Raw genomic sequence first — 17,840 nt, 5'->3', positions numbered from 1 at the left:
TTGCGTCAGTTTACCGACGCCGCGCCAGGCCGCGCCGCGCGGCGGCATTGCGCCGCGTCATCTCCGAATCCAGGATCAGGCGCCCCTGCAGCTTGCCGTTCAGCTTCTTCACGAAGCCCGAGGCTTCCACCATGTGTTCGGCCATCAGGCGCCGTACGGTATCGACGTCGCGCTGGCGTGCCGCGTCCACGATGGCCTGGTGCACGTGCGCGTTCGCCTCGCCAAACCGCCGCTGCGTGCGCGTGGGCGTGTCGTTCTCGAACACCGTCAGCTGCCGCAGCATTTCATTGATCAACTGGCAGGTGAAGCGCAGGAAAGGATTGGGATTCGCCATCGCGAGGATGTCGTGGAAGTTCAGGTCTTCCTTGCGCTGCGCCACCACGTCCGCCGTCTTGCCCGAAGACGGATCGCAGCATTCTATGCTGTGCATCAGCGCGTCGAAGTCCGCGTCGGTCAGGTGCGGCACCGCCCCGGCCGCCAGTTCCGGCTCCAGCATCTTGCGCACCGTATAGATGTCGTCGATCGTGACTTCCTTGAAGAACAGGTAGTTCTGCATCAGCTGGAAGGTCCGGTCCAGCGTGACTTCGACGATGCGTCCGCCGCCGGCCGGTCCGGTGCTGATCGTGACCAACCCCTGTACCTCCAGCGATTTCAGCGCTTCGCGCATGGTGCTCTTGCTGACCCCGAACAACTGCTGCAGCTCGTTTTCGCGCGGCAGCTTGTCGCCCGGCCGCAGGTCGCGCTCGGTGATCAGCCGCTTGATTTCCTCGGCCACCAGGTCGGCGCGCTTGGATTTGCCCGGCGCGGCTGGCGGCGGCGTGGCGGTTTCGCGAGGCATGCGGTGTCCTTGTCGGCGGCACTAGGGAAACTACGGTCATGATTCCACGCCTTGCCGTGTTGACGCGGAATATTGCCCAACCATATTATCAGTTCATCGTATTTATCATGATAAATAGGGGAATGCCTTGAACCGTCGCGACCTACTCAAACTCGCCGCGTTGTCGGCGCTGCCCGGATCCCTGTCGCTGCGCGACGCCTATGCGCAGGCCGCCCAGGCGATCCAGTTCGGCTGCCCCGTGCCCATGTCCGGCCCCTTCGCCGCCAACGGCAAATACGCCGACCTGGGCATGAAGCTGGCCATCGAGCAGTACGGCCAGCTGCTGGGCCGCCCCCTGGCCTATACGACCCTGGACACCGAAGGCAAGCCGGCCACCGCCGTGCGCAAGGTGCAGGAACTCGCGCAGCAGAAGGGCGCGCGTTACTTCGCCGGCGGCATCCTGTCGTCGGAAGCCCTGGCCATGGGCAAGGAAGTGCAGAAGGGCGGCGGCGTGTTCATCACCACCGCCGGCGCCGACGAGATCACCGGCTCCGACTGCAACAAGTCCACGTTCCGCTGGTCGGTGCCCACCTACGGCGCGATCGAACAGACGGTGCGGCCGCTGATCGCCACGCTGCCGAAGGCCAGGCGCTGGTACACCATCACGCCGCAATACGTGTTCGGCGACGGCCTGCTCAATGCCGCCAAGAATATCTTCAAGGAAAAGGGCATCGAACACGTCGGCAACAGCTACCACTCGCTGACGGAAAAGGAATTCAGCGGCTACCTGACCAACGCCATGGCCGCCAAGCCGGACGTGCTGCTGCTGCTGAACTTCGGCTCGCAGTCTTCCGACGCCCTGCGCCAGGCGGTCAGCTTCGGCATGAAGCAGAACACCACCATCCTGATGGCCTGGGCCTCGGGCCTGGAGCAGTTCGAATCGCTGGGCGCCGACCTGTGCGAAGGCGTGTACTTCGGCGCGCAGTATTGGCACGGCATCGACAGCCCCGGCAACAAGGACCTGGTCAAGCGCACGCAGGACACCTTCAAGTCGAACCCCAACTACAGCCTGGCCGGTTCCTACATCTGTACCAAGATCCTGATCGACGCCATCGCCAAGGCCGGCAGCGACGATCCCGCCAAAGTCATCCCGGTGCTCGAAGGCATGAAATACACGGGCCTGACCGGCGACGAGGAAATCCGCGCGCAGGACCACCAGGTGCTCAAGAACTACTACCTGCTGCGCGGCAAGGCCAAGAAGGCGATGAAGGACAAGGACGATTACGCCGATATCCTCAGCGCCGGCAAATCCTTCCTGCCCGTGGACCAGACCGGCTGCAAGCTGTAGTTCCGTTGCCGGCTACATGAACGTCTACCTGCTGCAAGTCGTCAACGGCATCGGCATCGGGATGCTGTATTTCCTGTTGGCGGTGGGGCTGTCCATCATTTTCGGGCTGCTGCGCTTCGTCAACTTCGCGCACGGCGCCTTCTATCTGCTGGGCGCCTATTTCTGCTACCAGGCGGTGGCATGGGGCCTGGATTTCTGGCTGGCGCTGGCGGTCGTGCCGCTGCTGGTGGCCCTGCTGGCCTGGCTGGCGGAACGCACGCTGTTGCGGCGCGTCTACGACCAGCCGCACGAGTTCCATATCCTGATCACGGTGGGCCTGGCCCTGGTGCTGCAGGAGGCCGTCATCGTGGCCTGGGGCCCGCTGGGCGACAACGTCGCCACCCCGGACGCCCTGCAGGGCGTGGTGATGTGGAGCGGCTTCATCTATCCGAAATACCGCTTGTTCGTCATCGCCTTCACCGCGGTATTCGCGCTGTTGCTGTGGTGGCTGCTGGAAGGCACGCGCCTGGGCAGCGCCGTGCGCGCGGGCAGCGAATCGGCCGAAATGGTGTCGCTGCTGGGCATCAACGTCTATCGCGTATTCGGCCTGGTGTTCGCGCTGGGCGCGGGCACGGCGGCGCTGGCCGGCGCACTGGCCGCGCCGATCCGCGGTGTCGATCCCTTCATGGGCCTGGAGGCGCTGGGCGTGGCCTTCGTCATCGTGGTGGTCGGCGGCATGGGCAGCTTCGGCGGCGCGCTGGCGGGCGGGCTGCTGATCGGCATCGTCCAGAGCGTCATGAGCACCCTGTGGCCGGAAGGCGCGCGGCTGATGATCTATGTGGCGATGGCGGCGGTGCTGCTGCTGCGTCCGCACGGCCTGCTGGGGAGAGGATGATGCCGCGCATGGTCGAACGGATGCGCGGCCACGCCGGCCTGCTGCTCGCGGCGGGGGTGGTGCTGCTGCTGCCCGCCGTGCTGGAATCCGGCACCCTGGCCACCGAAGTGCTGGTCTACGCCCTGGCCGTCCTGGGCTGCAATCTGCTCCTGGGATATACGGGCCTGCTGTCCTTCGGGCAGGGGATTTTCTTCGGCATGGGCAGCTACGCCGTCGGCATCCTGATGACGCGGGCCGGCCTGCCGCTGCCGGCCGCCGTGCTGGCGTCCATCGCCGTCGGCGCGGCGACCGCGGGCCTGGTCGGCTGGTTCGCCATCCGCCAGCGCGGCACCTACTTCGTCATGCTGACGCTGGCCTTCGCGCAGATGTTCTATTTCCTGGCGTACAGCCTGCCGTCGTGGACGGGCGGGGACAACGGCCTGCTGGACATCCCGCGTCCCGCCCTGGCGCTGGGCCGCCTGACCCTGATGCGCCTGGACACGCCCTGGCGCTTCTATACGCTGGTGGGCGTCTGCTTCCTGCTGGTGTTCTGGCTGCTGCAGCGGGTCACCGATTCGGTGTTCGGCCGCACGTTGCTGGCCATCCGCGAAAACGAAGCGCGCGCCCGTGCCGTCGGCTACGACACGCGCGCGCTGAAGCTGGCGGTGTTCGCCTTGTCGGGCGCGGTCACCGCGCTGGCCGGCGCCTTTCACGCGTTGATGACGGGCATCGCGCCGCTATCCAATATCGAATACCACACCAGCGAGATGATCCTGGTGATGACGGTGATCGGCGGCACCGGCAACCTGTTCGCCTCCGTACTGGGCGCGGCGTTCTACGTGCTGGTGTCGGACTGGCTGTCCACCTTGTGGCCGCGCTGGCTGATGCTGCTGGGCTTCCTGCTGATCGCCGTCAGCCTGTTCATGCACAAGGGCCTGTGGGGACTGGCCGAACGATGGTGGCCGGCCAGGCGGCGCGACAAGGAAACGCGATGACCGAACCGATCCTGGACGCCAGCGGCATCGTCAAGCGCTACGGCAAGTTCACCGCGCTGGGCGGCGTGGACTTGCGTGTGATGCCCGGCACCGTGCATTCCGTCATCGGCCCCAACGGCGCCGGCAAGACCACGCTGTTCCACACCCTGACCGGCACGGTGCCCGTCACCGAAGGCCGCATCGTGTTCGACGGCCACGACGTGACGCGCGAGCCCGACAATCTGCGCGTGCGGCGCGGCATCGCGCGGTCCTTCCAGGTGACCAGCCTGTTCGCCAACCTGGACGTGCGCGAAAACCTGCGGCTGGCCGCCCAGGGCGCGCACGCCGCGGGCGCCTTCGACATGTGGCACCGTCCGCGGCGCGAAGGCGCCGTGAGCGAACTGGTGGACATGCTGCTGGAACGCCTGGCCCTGACCGCGCGTGCCGGCGTCGCCGCCGCCGCGCTGTCGCACGGCCAGCAGCGCCGCCTGGAAGTCGGCATGGCCATGGCGGCGCGGCCGCGCGCCATCTTCCTGGACGAACCGACTTCCGGCATGGGGGTGGACGACCTGGACGCGATGAAGACGCTGATCCGCGGCCTGGCGGGCGACCACACCGTGGTGCTGATCGAGCACAACATGAATATCGTCATGGATATCTCCGATACGGTGACGGTGATGCAGCAGGGCAGGGTGCTGGTGCAGGGAACGCCCGCCGCCATCCGCGACGACCCGCGCGTGCGCGCGGCCTACCTGGGCAACATGATCACCGGAGGCCGCGCATGAAGCTGGAACTGCGCGACGTGCACGCGTATTACGGGAAAAGCCATATCCTGCAGGGCGTGTCGCTGGCCGTGGACGACGGCGAGCTCGTGACCCTGCTGGGCCGCAACGGCGCCGGCAAATCGACCACGCTCAAGACCATTGCCGGCGCGCTGCGTCCGGCACGCGGCGACATCCGTTTCGACGGCGCGGCGGTGGGCGGGCTGCCGGCCCATCGCGTGGCGGGCAAGGGCCTGTGCCTGGTACCTGAACACCGCGGCATTTTCCGCCTGCTGACGGTGGAAGAAAACCTGTTGCTGGGCGCGCGTCGCGCGTCGCCGTGGCAGCTGGCGGACATCTACCGCATTTTCCCGCGCCTGAAGGAGCGGCGCCGCAACGGCGGCGCCCAGCTGTCCGGCGGCGAACAGCAGATGCTGGCGATCGGCCGCGCCCTGATGAACCATCCGCGCCTGCTGATGCTGGACGAGCCGGTCGAAGGCCTGGCCCCGGTGATCGTCGAGGAAATCGTCGCGCAACTCAAGCTCATCCGGGGGCAGGGCGTGCCCATCCTGCTGGTGGAGCAGAACCTGGAAGTCTGCACGCAGCTGGCGGATCGCCACTACATCATCGAACAGGGCGCTATCGTGTACGAAGGCAGCAACGCCGATTTCGCGGCCAACGACGCGGTCAAGGACCGCTATCTGGGCGTCGGCGTGTGAGCCGGCGCCACGCCCGGCAATTCTTGGAAGACGAAAACATGCCAGAACTTGAATCCGCATCCCTTCCCCGCGTCGACGGCGCGCGCCTGTGGGCGTCGCTGATGGCGCTGGCGCGCATCGGCGCCACCGACAAGGGCGGCGTGCGCCGCCTGGCGCTGACCGACCTGGACCGCCAGGGCCGCGAGCTGGTCATGCAATGGGCGCGCGAACTGGGCTGCGCCGTGCGCATCGACGCCATCGGCAACATCTTCATGCGCCGCGCGGGCCGGCGCGACGACCTGCCGCCGGTGATGACCGGCAGCCATATCGATACCCAGCCCACCGGCGGCAAGTTCGACGGCAACTACGGCGTGCTGGCGGGCATCGAAGTGCTGCGTACCCTGCACGCGCACGGCATCGTCACCGAAGCGCCCATCGAAGTCGTGGTCTGGACCAACGAGGAAGGCTCGCGTTTCGTCCCCGTCATGATGGGCTCGGGCGTCTACGCCGGCGCCTTCACGCTGGCGCATGCCCTGGCGCAGCGCGACCGCGACGGCACCAGCGTGGCCGAGGCCCTGGCGGCGATCGGCCATGCCGGCCCGGAACCCGTGGGCGGCAGCCCCGTCGCCGCGTATTTCGAAGCCCATATCGAACAAGGCCCCATCCTGGAGGCCAGGGATACGACCATCGGCCTGGTGCGCGGCGCGCTCGGGCAGCGCTGGTTCGACGTGACCGTCACCGGCATGGAGGCCCACGCCGGACCGACCCCCATGGAGCTGCGCCACGATGCCCTGCTGGCGGCGGCCGGCATCGTCGGGCAGGTGAACCGCATTGCGCTGGATCACGCGCCGCACGCACGCGGCACGGTCGGCTGCCTGGATACCTATCCCAACTCGCGCAACGTGATTCCGGGCCGCGTGCAGCTGACGGTGGACCTGCGCGCCGCCGATGACGCGACGCTGACGGCCATGACGGCGGCGCTGCGCGACTATTGCGCGGCGCTGCCGGGCGTCGAGGTCGACGTGCGTGAAGTCGTCTACTTCCCCCCGCAGCCCTTCGATGCCGCGCTGCTGGACGCCCTGAAGGACGGCGCCGGCCAGCTGGGCCTGTCCTGCATGGACATCGTCAGCGGCGCGGGGCACGACGCGGTCTACCTGGCGCGCGTCGCGCCCACCGCGATGCTCTTCGTGCCCTGCAAGGACGGCATCAGCCATAACGAAATCGAGGACGCCCGTCCGGAGCATCTGGAGGCCGGCTGCAACGTGCTGCTGCGCGCCATGCTGCGCACCGCGGGCGTCGCCGCCCGGGAGGCCGCATGAAAGTCCTGATCGCGCGGATGAACCACGAGACCAACACCTTTTCCCCGGTGCCGACGCCGCTGTCCGCCTTCGGGCGGGGCGGCCCCGCCTATGACGACGACGCCCGCCGCGAGAACGAGGGCGCGCGTACCGCCATGGGCGCCTTCATCGACCTGGCGCGGGCACGCGGCGCCGACATCGTGACGCCGCTATCGGCCTGGGCCTATCCCAGCGGCCCCGTGCATGCGGACGCCTATGACCGGATGTGCGAGCGCATCCTGGCCGCCGTGCCGGGCTGCGACGCCATCTTCCTGGACCTGCACGGCGCCATGGTCGCCCAGAACAGCGACGACGGCGAAGGCGACCTGCTGGCGCGCGTGCGCGCCGCCGCGCCGGGCGTGCCGCTGGCGGTGGCGCTGGACCTGCACGGCAACGTGACCGCGCGCATGGTGGACAACGCCGACGTCATCGTCAGTTTCAAGACCTATCCGCACGTCGATATGTACGAGACGGGCGAACATGCCGGCCGGCTGTTGTGGCGCATGATCGCCGGCGAATTCCGCCCGGTCATGGCCTGGCGCCGGCCGCCGCTGATGACGCACACCCTGCGGTCGGCGACCGATGGCGGCGCCATGCACGACGCCGTGCAGGCCGCCCGCGACGAGGAATCGCGCGGCGTGGCGGCGGCTTCCGTGCTGGCGGGTTTCGGTCTGGCGGACATTCCGCATCCCTGCATCAGCGTGATCGTGGTCGCGGACGGCGACCGCGCGCTGGCCGAAGCGGCCGCGGATCGCATCGCCGCGGGCATCTGGGCGCGGCGCGACGATTTCGTCTACCGCAGCGAGCCGCTGGCCGACTCGTTGGCGCGCGCGGAAACGCTGGCGCGGGAGGCGCGGCGGCCCATCCTGCTGCTGGATCACGGCGACAACTGCAATTCGGGCGGCACCTGCGACACCACCGCCGTGCTGGAAGCCGCGCTGGCCCGCGGCATGAAGGACATCCTGGCCGGCATCGTCTGCGACCCCGAAGCCGTGGCGCTGATGGCGCGGGCGGGCGTGGGGGCACGGGTGACGCTGCCGCTGGGCAACAAGCGCTCCCTGGCGGCGCTGGGCATCCACGCGCGGCCGATGCAGGCCAGCGGCACGGTGCTGGCGCTGACGGATGGCGAATACGTCATCACGGGCCCGACCTATACCGGCATGCGCGTCGGCATGGGGCGCACGGCCGTGCTGGACCTGGGCGACGCCCGCGTCGTGGTCTCCGAGCAGACCCACGAACCCTGGGACCTGGCGGTGTTCGAGAGCGTGGGCCAGGATCCGCGCGGGGCCCGCTATCTGCTGCTGAAGTCGCGCATGTACTGCCGCCCGGTATTCGTGCCGATCTCGGACGGCCTGGTGGAATGCGACAGCCCCGGCGTGACGACCTCGGACTACGCGATCTTTCCCTACGCGCGGCGAGCGCGGCCCCTGTATCCGCTGGAAGCCGCCGTCTACGAACCGCGCACCCCCGCGTCGTAAGTCGCCCCGCGCCTACTCCAGCCCGACGAAGCCGCCGGTCTGCCGGTGCCACAGGCGCGCATACACGCCGTCGCGAGCCAGCAGTTCCGCATGGGTGCCCATCTCCACGATGTTGCCGTGATCCATCACCACCAGCCGGTCCATCTTGGCGATCGTCGACAGGCGGTGGGCGATGGCGATCACCGTCTTGCCGTGCATCAGGGTTTCCAGGTTGTCCTGGATCGCGGCTTCCACGTCCGAATCCAGCGCCGACGTGGCTTCGTCCAGCACCAGGATGGGTGCGTCCTTCAGCAGCACCCGCGCGATGGCGATGCGCTGGCGCTGCCCGCCCGATAGCTTGACGCCGCGTTCGCCGACGTTGGCGTCCAGGCCGCGGTTGCCTTCGCCATCGGTCAGGTCGAAGATGAACTCGTCCGCGCGTGCCTGCCGGATGGCGTTCATCAACTGTTCCTCGGTGGCGTCCGGCCGGCCGTACAGCAGGTTTTCGCGCAGGGACCGGTGCAGCAGCGACGTATCCTGCGTCACCACCCCGATCTGCGCGCGCAGCGATTCCTGCGAAACCTTGGTGATGTCCTGGCCGTCGAACAGGATGCGGCCCGCCTCCACGTCGTACAGGCGCAGCAGGATGCTGACCAGGGACGACTTGCCCGCGCCGGACGGCCCGATCAGGCCGATCTTTTCGCCGGGGGCGACGTCCAGGTTCAGGCGGGTGAAGATCAGTCCGCCCTTGCCATAGCCGAAGCCCACGTTCTCGAAGCAGATGCGGCCGTGCGTGACGCGCAGCGGCTGGGCGTCGACGCGGTCGGCCACCACGCGCGGCCGCGCGATGGTGCGGATGCCGTCCTGCACGGTGCCGACGTTTTCGAAGATGCCGTTGACCACCCACATGATCCAGCCCGACATGTCGGCGATGCGCATGGCCAGGCCCGTGGCCAGCGCGATGTCGCCCACCGACATCAGGTCGCGGCTCCACAGCCACAGCGCCAGGCCGGGCGTGCCGGCGATCAGGACGCCGTTCAGGATGGCGATGGTGAAACCCATGCCGGTGACCAGGCGCGCGGCCATCTGGGCCTTGCTCGTCTGTTCCGCCATCGCTTCGCGGGCGTAGATTTCTTCGCGCTGGCTGTGCGCGAAAAGCTTGAGCGTGCCGATATTGGTGTAGCCGTCGACGATGCGTCCCATCAGCTTGGAGCTGGCTTCCGACGCCGTGGCGGAGCGCGACTTGACCCGGGGCACGTAGCGGATCAGGGTCACGATGTAGCCGACGATCCAGATGATCAGCGGCAAGGTCAGGCGCCAGTCGGCGTCGAAGAACAGGATCAGCGCGCTGCCCGCATAGATCAGCACGTGCCAGATGGCGTCGACGGCCTGCAGCGTGGATTCGCGCAGCGCCACGCCGGTCTGCAGGATGCGATTGGCGATGCGGCCGGCGAAGTCGCTATGGAAAAAGCCCAGCCCCTGCTTGACCACATAGCGGTGGTTCTGCCACCGCACCAGCGTGGTCAGTCCCGGCGCCAGCGATTGATGCACCAGCATATCGTGCAGTCCGGTGACGATGGGCCGCAGCACCAGCACCACCAGCGCCATGCCGATCAGGGTCTTGCCATGCTCGCTGAAGAAGGCCGCGACCGGCTGGTCCTTCACCAAGTCGACGATGCGGCCCAGGAAGCGGAACAGCGTCACGTCGATCAGCGCCCCCGCCAGGCCCACGATCAGCAGGAACACCAGGGCCGTTCGCACCTGCCGCAGATAGTGGCGATAGAAGCGGATCACGTCGTCCGGCGGCGGCTCGTCCAGCGCCGGGCGGAAGGGATCGATCATCGTCTCGAAGCGGCGATAAAGGGGATTGCGGCTATTGGGCATCGATAGGGATCTCCCGTGAAGGACTTTCTAGGCGGGCGCGGCCAGGGCCAGGAAATTGGACAGGCAGGGATTGCGGTTGCGGGGCGACCAGAGCAGCACCAGTTCGGACTGCGGCGCCCCCGCCAGCGGACGGAAGGCCACGCCGGGCAGGCGCGACTTGCGCAGGGACGCCGGCACCAGCGCCACGCCCACGCCTTCGTCCACCATGTTCAGCACCGTCTGCTGCAACTGTACTTCCAAGCGCACGCTCGGCTCGAAGCCGGCCTGGCGGCAATGCGCCACGATGCTGGCGCGCAGCGTCGGCGCGACTTCGGCGGACGTCATGATGAAAGGTTCTCCGGCGAGCTGCTCGATACGCATGGCCCCGCGCGCCGCCGCGCGCGGATGGCCCCGCGACAGCGCGACGCACAGCGGTTCGCGCACGATCACGCGGCTGGACAGTTCGCCATGGTGGCCACCCGCCATGACGACCGCGGCATCGATGCGGCCGTCCAGCACCTGCGCCGCCAGATCCTGCGAAACGACCTCGCGCAGCCTCAATGCCACGTCGGGGTAGGCGTTGCCGAAAGCCTTGGCATAGGAAGGGATGACGCTGTAGGCGGCATACATGGTGAAGCCGACGGACAGCGCGCCTGCTTCGCCGCGCGCGGCGGCCTGCGCATTGCGGCCGGCCTGTTCCAGCGCCGCCAGGATGGCCCTGGCGTCCGTCAGGAAGCGTTCGCCGGCCGGCGTCAGCGACACCATGCGCGGATTGCGATCCAGCAGCTTGACCCCCAGCGCGGCTTCCAATCCCGCGAGCTGGCGGCTGAGCGGGGGCTGCGACAGGTGCAGGCGCGCCGCCGCGCGGCCGAAATGGCGCGTCTCCGCCAGGGTGACGAAATAACGCAGGGGCTTGATGTCCAGCATGGCGGGTGCGGCCGGCAGATCCGGCACGATGCAGAAAAGGTATTGTTGATGGCCCGATAAAGCATTGGATTGTATTGCCACGCGGCACTACGCTGGGCACGTCGTCATGGCTGACTGTGTTGCCGGTTGCTACCGCGCAGGCAAGCGCATCGACGATCGCGCGGCTGCCGGCGCGCGTCTCCGCCGGCGCAGGTTGTGTCCCATGTTTGCCACATTGCAGATCCTCTTACCCATTTTCGCGCTCATCTTCGCGGGCTTCCTGCTGCGGCGGCGCGGCATCGCCAGTGCCGCCGCCTGCGTGGAGCTGAACCGCTTCGTCGTCTGGCTGGCGCTGCCCGCGCTGCTGTTCAAGCTGATGGCGCATGCGTCCTGGACGCAGCTGTACCAGCCCGGCTTCGTCGCCACCTTCGGCCTGGCCAGCGCCATGGTGTTCGCCGCGACGCTGGCCTGGCGCCTGCGCGCGGGGCGGCATCTGGCCGACGCCAGCGTGGACGCCATCGCCGCGTCATACGCCAATACGGCGTACATCGGCTTTCCCTTGATCGTGGCCTTGTTCGGCGACGCGGGCATCGTGCCCACCACCGTCGCCACCTTGATGGTGGTATCGGTGCTGTTCGCCATCGCGGCGATGCTGGTCGAAGTCGGCCTGCAGACGGAGCGGCGACCGCACAAGGTCGGGTTGAAGGTGCTGCGCGGCATGTCGCGCAATCCATTGATCGTCGCGCCCTTGGCGGGCGCCCTGGCCGCGGCCAGCGGGCTGCGGTTGCCGGCCCCGGCGGAAAGCTTCCTGAATATCCTGGGTGCGGCGGCGACCCCTTGCGCGCTGGTGTGCCTGGGCCTGTTCCTGGCGGAGAAGCGGCCCGCCGCCAGGACCCCCAGCGCATCGCTGGTGCTGACAGCCGGCAAGCTGGTCGTGCAGCCGGCGCTGACCTGGTGGCTGGCGGCGCGTGTCTTCATGCTGCCCGGCCCGCTCGCGCAGATGGCGGTACTGCTGGCGGCCCTGCCCACGGGCACGGGACCTTTCATGCTGGCGGAGTTCTATCGCCGCGAAGCCTTCGTCACCGCGCGCACGATCCTGCTGTCGACGGTGGGCTCGCTGGTATCCCTGACGGTGCTGCTGCGCTTGATGCCGCATGGGGGATAGGCACGGCCGGTTAGGCACGGCCGGTTAGGCACGGCCGGTTAGGCACGGCCGGTTAGGCACGGCCGGTTAGGCCGGGCCGCGCAAGCCGGCCCGCGCGGCGTTTGACAGCCCGGCCTGTGTCGCAGTACACCCTTACCCGCTTTTGCTTGGCTGAGCCTTCTCCGGCCTGGCTGTGTCGCGGGTCGGCTTGCGGATCCGAGGGACGGCCGGGCGCCTCCCAACTGCCCTCGGTGTCGGATGTTCCCTTCCTTCGCGGTACAAAAAGCCTATCCCTTCGGTGCGGGCCTGCCCGCCGACCAGCGTCGGGCTGCCACGCTCGGGTTGCTGCTGGGGGTCTGCATGGCCAGCCTGGACACCGCGATCGCGAACACCGCGCTGCCCGCGATCGCCCGCGATCTGCAGTCGTCCGAAGCGCGGTCGATCTGGGTGATCAGTTCCTACCAGCTTTCCATGGTGGCGTTCCTGCTGCCCGCCGCGACGCTGGGCGAGATCGTCGGCCATCGGCGCATCATGGTGTTCGGCCTGATCCTGTTCACGCTGGCCTCGCTGGCCTGCGGCATGGCGCCTTCGCTGGAATGGCTGGTGGCGGGACGGGTGGCGCAGGGCCTGGGCGCGGCGGCCACCATGGCGGTCAACGGCGCCATGCTGCGGTTCATCTATTCGGAAAGGCAACTGGGCGGGGGAGTGGGCCTGAATTCCCTGATGGTTGCGCTGGCCTTCGCCGCCGGGCCGACGGCGGCTTCGCTGGTGCTGACGGTGGCGACCTGGCACTGGCTGTTCCTGATCAACGTCCCGGTGGGCCTGCTCGGCATCTACTTCTGCCTGCGCGGTCTGCCGGTGACCACGCGCACCAGGCGCCCCTTCGATACCCTGGGCGCCGTGCTATGCGCCGGCTTTCTTTCGCTGCTGGTCTTCAGCCTGAACGAAGGCGCTCAACTGGCCGCGCCCCGGACCATCGCCATCACGGCCGTGGCGTGCCTGGCCTGCCTGCTTCTGCTGTTGAAGCGCCAGGCCGGCCATCCCGCGCCCTTCCTGGCGGTGGACCTGCTGCGGCGCCCGGTGTTTGCCCTGTCCGCCGCCACCGGCGTGTGTTCCTTCGCGACGCAATCGCTGGCCTTCGTGTCCTTGCCCTTCATGCTGCAGAACGTGCTGGGCTATACGCAGGTGGAGACCGGCTTTCTGATTACGCCCTGGCCGGTGATGGTGGCGGTGATGGCGCCCATCGCCGGCTATCTGTCGGACCGCATGCACGTCGGCGTGCTGGCGGGGGGAGGCATGGCCATGCTGGCCATCGGCATGGTATTGCTGGCGACCATGCCGACCGAGCCGTCGGTCTTCGGCCTGTGCTGGCGCCTGGCCGTGTGCGGCGCGGGCTTCGGCTTTTTCCAGTCGCCCAATGTGCGCGCCATCATCACCGCGGCGCCGCCGGAACGCGCGGGCGGCGCCAGCGGCATGGTGGGCACGGTACGCCTGCTGGGGCAGTCCAGCGGCGCCGCGCTGGTGGCCGCGTGCTTCCATGCGTCCACCGAAAGCGGCGCCATCCTGGCATTGTGGCTGGGCGCGCTCTTCGCCGCCGTCGCGGCGGTCGCCAGCGTCATGCGCCTGAAATATCGACCGCGTCCGGCGACCAGGTAAGCCGCGGACGCGGCAGGTCCACGCGGTCCGCGTGTTCCGCCCGCCATGCCGCCAGTTCGCGCGGCGGCATGGGCCGCGCGAACAGGAAGCCCTGCGCGAATTGCACGCCCTTGTCGCCCAGGTAGGCCGCCTGTGCTTCGGTCTCGACGCCTTCCGCGATCATCGACATGCCCAGCTGGCGCGCCAGCCCGATGATGGTGTCGAGCACCACGTTGCTGACCGCCTCGGTGCCCGCGCTGCTGACGAACGCGCGGTCGATCTTCAGGAAGGGCACGTGCAGCGTCTGCAAATACGACAGCGAGCTGTGGCCCGTGCCGAAATCGTCCAGCGCCCAGCGTACGCCGCGTTTGCGCAGCTCGGCCATGTTGCCGCGTAGCGCCGGCGTGTCCGGCAGCGGGTGGCGTTCGGTGACTTCCAGCACCAGGCTGACGTCGTCGTAGGCCCGCACCCGGCTCAACAGCGTGTCCACGTCGGCGACGAAGCGATCCGACGCCATGTGCGCGCCGCACACGTTCACCGCCAGGTGGCTGCCGCCCGGCAGGTCCAGCAGCGCCAGGTCGTTGGCGACCAGATTGAACATGTGCCGCGTCAGGTCGTCGATGATGTGATGTTCCTCCGCGGCGGCGATGAACAGGTCGGGCCTGACCTTGCCCAGGCGGGGATGGCTCCAGCGCAGCAGCGCCTCGACGCCGGAAATGCGGCCGGTCGACATGTCGATCACCGGCTGGTAGACCATGTGGAACTGGCGCAGGCGCATGCCCTTGCGGAGTTCGCCGGGGATGGACACGCGCCAGCCATAGAGCCGGTACGCGCCGTAGCCGCACAGGAAACTGGCCAGCAGCAGAAAGGCCGCATAGCCGCGCCAGACGTGGTTGCGCACGGCATCGCGCTGCGCCTGCAGCGGCGTGACCCGCACCTGCACCGGGAACATGCCGGACGACGATTGCTGCGTATCCGGCGCGGGCACGCGCGCGCTGCGCTGCCGCTCGCCTGCTTCCACCAGCGGCACGTTGTGGGGGCCCAGCAGGATGTCGACGTCATAGACGCCATCGCGGGCCGCCGCCAGTTTCAGGTCGTAGAGATATTGCGCATCCAGGAAGGCGGCGATGCCGTTGCCGTCGCGCAGCCCGCGCGACACCATGACGGACGGCCGGTCCGGCACCAGCAGCGTCCCGGCCACGGGCGTCACGTACATGCCCTTGGGCACGTGCTCCTGCGACGACAGCGCGATCAAGGGGGTATTCGCCATGCCATAGACCGACGAGCAGGTCACGACGTCGTCGCGCACCAGCAGGAGCGAACGGAAATACGGTTGCAGGGCGCTCAGTTGCCGCAGCAGGGGCAGGACTTCCTCGCACGGCCGCTGCAGGGTGGGGGTGAGCCGCTGCGTGACGTCCTGGGCACGAAGCAGGATGTTTTCGAGCTGGCGGCGCAGCACGCCGGCCGTGACGGCGGCTTCGCCGGCCAGCTGGCGCTGCGATTCGTAGAAGACGATGGGGAGGATAAGGAGGATGGGCAGAACCGCGGCGAGCAGCGTGACCACGATGGCGGCGATCCTGCGCCGGATCGAATAGCTGGTTGGCACGCGGGCTTCCTTGGGGGCCGTACCGGCGGCGCGGGATGCCGCCGGCGCCGCGCTATGTCAACAGAAACCAGACAGAATGTAAATAACTGATAGCCCGATCAACTGTCGGAAATTTCGTAATGGTGGCGGGGCCTTAGGGGTCGCTGTTTGTCTCTATGGGAGGACAAACTCCGGTTGGAGCCATCGCGCCGGCGTTCCACGCCGGGCGTTCCTGCATGAAGGCCGCATGCATGTTCCCGGATGCTACCCAGCCTCCGGCGCCGTCGCCGCCGGCGATACAAAGCGCTACAACGATGGCGTGCGCGCGACCCGAAGCGGTGTCAGTCTTGAGCCCTACGGGTTTACCCCAGCGATGATGTACCCTTGCGGGTCTGCTCGAACACCCAGGATGCACCCATGACGAATCCATCTTCCTGCCTGTCACGCGTTCACCTCGCTGCCGCCTCGGCGCCGGCGGCGGCAGCGCGTCCCCGGCTCTGGGAGCTGGACGCCGTCCGGGGCCTGATGCTGGTGCTGATGCTGTCCACGCACCTGCCCACCAATTTCGGCATTCCCACCAGCCAGCCGCTGGGCTTCGTGTCGGCGGCGGAAGGCTTCGTCATGCTGTCGGCCTATATGGCCGGGCTGGTCTATACCCAGCGCTACCTGCGCCATGGCATGCAGGCCATGCAGCGGGCCTTCCTGAAGCGGGCCCTGGTGGTGTACGGCTGCCAGGCCGCTTCCCTGCTGTTCCTGTTCACCGTGATCGCCGGGCTGGGCCTGACGCTGTCCCAGCCGGCGGTGCAGAACCTGATCTGGTTCTATCTGCAGCAGCCGCTGACGGCCTTCCTGTCCGCCCTGGGGCTGGTCTACAACCCGCCCCTGCTGGACATCCTGCCGGTCTACGTGCTGTTCATGCTGGCCAGTCCGTGGGTGCTGACCTATGCGCTGCGCAAGGGCTGGCGCGCCATCCTGATCGGCAGCGGCGTGCTGTGGTTCCTGACGCAGTTCGAGCTGTCGCGCTTCCTGTACGGCGGCCTGGTGACCCTGACCGGGCTGCCCGTGCCGTTCAGCGAAACCGGTGCGTTCGAGACTTTCGGCTGGCAGGCCCTGTGGATATTCGGGCTGTGGCTGGGGTCGACGCATGCACGGGTGCCGGCGGAAGCGCGGCGGCCCATCCCGCGGCCGGTGGTGTTGGGCGCCATGGTGATCGCGGGCACCTTCTTCGTCTGGCGCCACATCACGGGGCTGGGCGCCTTCCCGGACGACAACCCCCTCAATTTCCTGTTCGACAAATGGCACCTGGGGCCGCTGCGTGTCTTGAACTTCATGGCGCTGGTGGTGCTGGCCATGCACTTCAGCGGCTGGCTGAAGACGCACCTGCCGCGCATGCGGTGGCTGGAAACGATGGGACGGTCTTCGCTGTCCGTGTTCTGCGCGCACCTGGTCATCGTGCTGCTGGTGCTGACCGTGATCGGCGAGCCTTCGCCGGATCGTCCCCTGTGGCAGGACCTGCTGCTGTTCGGCGGGAGCGTGCTGGCGCTCTATATCGTGGCGCGCCTGGTGGGGGACAACAAGACGAAGCCCGCGCCGGCGTCCGCGCCGCGGGTACCGCGGCTCAATTCAGATGCGCCGTGATCACGCGCTTCCATAGCGCGTAGCCCTGTGGGTTCAGGTGCAGCAGGTCTTCGCGGAACAGCTCCGGCCGGGGCTGCCCGGCGGCGTCGAGCATGGGCGTATAGATATCGATGAAATCCGTGTTCCGCGTCTTCAAGGTGTAGGCGTGGATCAGCTCGTTGGTTTCGCGGATCTGCGGCATCAGCGACACCCGTGACGGGCTTGGCTTGATCGAGATATAGGCGATGCGAGTGGAGGGCAGGCTGGTGCGCACGCCCTCGACGAAGGCGGTGAACGCCTGCAGCACCTGCTCGGGCGTACGCCCTTCGGCCAGGTCGTTGTCGCCGGCATAGACCAGCACCAGCCGCGGCTTGTAGGGTTCGACCAGCTGGTGCAGATGCCGCGTGCAGTCCAGCATGCGCGAGCCGCCGAATCCCCGCTTGACCACCACCGGCAACGACTGGAATTCGGTTTCCAGGCCGTTCCACAGGCGGATGGAAGAGCTTCCCACGAACAGAACGCCGCCCGGCGTGGGCGGATGCGCCTGGTCAGCGGCGGCGAACGCCGCCAGGCTTTCCGCCCAGCGGTCGTTCGCCGCGCTGACGGCGACGGCGGTCCCGGCCGTGGCCGTGGCCGTGGCTGCCGTATTCCCCTTGGGTGCCGCAAGAATCGCGGGCGCGGAGGCTACTGCCGCCTGTGCCGCCACGTTCGGCGGCAGCAGGGTGATGCCCAGGGCCATCACGGCCGTCACGGCGGCGGTCAGGGGGGCAAGGACGCGGTGGGAGCTCATCCGGAAAATTATTGTCTGGACTCAAGAACAAACAGCGTCATGATGCGGCCTTTCC

15 protein-coding genes are annotated in these 17,840 nt (G+C 68.1%); 10 read left to right on the top strand and 5 right to left on the bottom strand.

Going from position 1 to position 17,840, the window contains the following annotated elements; genetic code table 11:
- Positions 1-10: 10 nt before the first annotated feature.
- A complete protein-coding gene (locus tag CAL26_RS22125; RefSeq protein ID WP_094848859.1) occupies positions 11-838 on the bottom strand; it encodes a FadR/GntR family transcriptional regulator in 828 nt (275 codons plus the stop codon).
- A 127-nt stretch (positions 839-965) separates the two neighbouring features.
- On the opposite strand from CAL26_RS22125, the gene CAL26_RS22120 reads away from it, so the two are divergent.
- The 7 genes from CAL26_RS22120 to CAL26_RS22090 are packed head-to-tail and all read left to right on the top strand — an operon-like array spanning position 966 to position 8,266.
- Complete coding sequence (locus CAL26_RS22120) at positions 966-2,165, top strand: ABC transporter substrate-binding protein (protein ID WP_094848858.1); 1,200 nt, start codon at positions 966-968, stop codon at positions 2,163-2,165.
- A 16-nt stretch (positions 2,166-2,181) separates the two neighbouring features.
- Positions 2,182-3,039, top strand: coding sequence for a branched-chain amino acid ABC transporter permease (locus CAL26_RS22115; protein ID WP_094848857.1), 858 nt, complete (start codon positions 2,182-2,184; stop codon positions 3,037-3,039).
- An 8-nt stretch (positions 3,040-3,047) separates the two neighbouring features.
- Positions 3,048-4,013: a branched-chain amino acid ABC transporter permease gene (locus tag CAL26_RS22110; protein ID WP_256988669.1), complete on the top strand. Its 966-nt coding sequence runs from the start codon at positions 3,048-3,050 to the stop codon at positions 4,011-4,013.
- Positions 4,010-4,777, top strand: coding sequence for an ABC transporter ATP-binding protein (locus CAL26_RS22105; protein WP_094848855.1), 768 nt, complete (start codon positions 4,010-4,012; stop codon positions 4,775-4,777). Before CAL26_RS22110 ends, CAL26_RS22105 begins: the two co-directional genes overlap by 4 nt.
- Entirely contained in the window at positions 4,774-5,472 is a 699-nt protein-coding gene (locus CAL26_RS22100; RefSeq protein WP_094848854.1) for an ABC transporter ATP-binding protein, read from the top strand. The genes CAL26_RS22105 and CAL26_RS22100 overlap by 4 nt, the downstream gene beginning before the upstream one ends.
- Positions 5,473-5,510: 38 nt before the next feature.
- Entirely contained in the window at positions 5,511-6,770 is a 1,260-nt protein-coding gene (locus tag CAL26_RS22095) for a Zn-dependent hydrolase (protein ID WP_179283432.1), read from the top strand.
- On the top strand, positions 6,767-8,266 hold the full coding sequence (locus CAL26_RS22090; protein WP_094848852.1) for a M81 family metallopeptidase: 1,500 nt from the start codon (positions 6,767-6,769) through the stop codon (positions 8,264-8,266). The genes CAL26_RS22095 and CAL26_RS22090 overlap by 4 nt, the downstream gene beginning before the upstream one ends.
- Positions 8,267-8,278: 12 nt before the next feature.
- On the opposite strand, the gene CAL26_RS22085 is transcribed toward CAL26_RS22090, so the two are convergent.
- Both CAL26_RS22085 and CAL26_RS22080 read right to left on the bottom strand, forming a co-directional pair.
- Positions 8,279-10,129: an ABC transporter ATP-binding protein gene (locus CAL26_RS22085; RefSeq protein ID WP_094848851.1), complete on the bottom strand. Its 1,851-nt coding sequence runs from the start codon at positions 10,127-10,129 to the stop codon at positions 8,279-8,281.
- 27 nt (positions 10,130-10,156) lie between these two features.
- The gene (locus tag CAL26_RS22080; protein ID WP_094848850.1) at positions 10,157-11,035 is read right to left on the bottom strand and encodes a LysR family transcriptional regulator; all 879 of its coding nucleotides are present in this window, start codon (positions 11,033-11,035) and stop codon (positions 10,157-10,159) included.
- A gap of 202 nt (positions 11,036-11,237) precedes the next feature.
- Between CAL26_RS22080 and CAL26_RS22075 the strand changes: the two genes are divergently transcribed.
- A complete protein-coding gene (locus CAL26_RS22075) occupies positions 11,238-12,179 on the top strand; it encodes an AEC family transporter (protein ID WP_094848849.1) in 942 nt (313 codons plus the stop codon).
- Between the two features lie 237 nt (positions 12,180-12,416).
- Positions 12,417-13,814 carry an MFS transporter gene (locus tag CAL26_RS22070; protein ID WP_094848848.1) on the top strand — a complete coding sequence of 466 codons (1,398 nt, stop codon included), beginning with the start codon at positions 12,417-12,419 and terminating at the stop codon, positions 13,812-13,814.
- Here the strand turns inward: CAL26_RS22070 and CAL26_RS22065 are convergent.
- Entirely contained in the window at positions 13,774-15,399 is a 1,626-nt protein-coding gene (locus CAL26_RS22065) for an EAL domain-containing protein (protein WP_094848847.1), read from the bottom strand. The two genes, CAL26_RS22070 and CAL26_RS22065, sit on opposite strands and share 41 nt — an antisense overlap.
- A gap of 396 nt (positions 15,400-15,795) precedes the next feature.
- Here CAL26_RS22065 and opgC point away from each other — a divergent pair, with 396 nt between their 5' ends.
- Complete coding sequence (gene opgC / locus CAL26_RS22060) at positions 15,796-17,016, top strand: OpgC domain-containing protein (RefSeq protein ID WP_094848846.1); 1,221 nt, start codon at positions 15,796-15,798, stop codon at positions 17,014-17,016.
- On the opposite strand, the gene CAL26_RS22055 is transcribed toward opgC, so the two are convergent.
- Positions 16,997-17,785, bottom strand: a complete 789-nt coding sequence (locus tag CAL26_RS22055) for an SGNH/GDSL hydrolase family protein (protein ID WP_256988562.1) — start codon at positions 17,783-17,785, stop codon at positions 16,997-16,999. The genes opgC and CAL26_RS22055 overlap by 20 nt on opposite strands.
- Positions 17,786-17,840 lie beyond the last annotated feature (55 nt).

This window comes from Bordetella genomosp. 9 (genome assembly GCF_002261425.1).
Taxonomy (GTDB): domain Bacteria; phylum Pseudomonadota; class Gammaproteobacteria; order Burkholderiales; family Burkholderiaceae_B; genus Bordetella_C.
This window is presented reverse-complemented; position numbering and strand designations above follow the sequence as displayed.